The organism is Belnapia sp. AC561 (assembly GCF_979252845.1).
In genome coordinates this window covers 1-285 of the sequence record NZ_CEEDBP010000163.1, presented here as the reverse complement: position 1 = coordinate 285, position 285 = coordinate 1, and the positions used below count along the sequence as shown (strand labels likewise).

Below are 285 nucleotides of genomic sequence, written 5' to 3'. Positions count from 1 at the left end.
GTTAAAACACCAGTGAAATTGGAAGAGTTGCCAGAGCCAGTAACAACTGCTTTAAAATCTGACGCTTACAAAGGCTGGACCGCAACTGAAGCGTGGTCGGTAAAAGAAGGCACTAAGGAGTATTACTTAATTAACGTTAAAAAAGAAGCAGAAACTGGATCTGTGAAAATTGATAAAGACGGTAAACCAGTTCAATAAGATAAGCCCGATTAAGGCATAATCAACATAAGTGCAGCCTTTGGCTGCACTTAATTATCAGAACCACAAAATTGTTTCGGCAAGAAA

At 38.9% G+C, this 285-nt stretch carries 1 protein-coding gene; it reads left to right on the top strand.

Annotated features, from left to right (window positions below; translation table 11 throughout):
* The coding region (locus tag AC0IW9_RS30580) for a hypothetical protein (protein WP_471652071.1) at nucleotides 1-198 on the top strand (198 nt) is incomplete at its 5' end.
* Nucleotides 199-285: the final 87 nt, after the last annotated feature.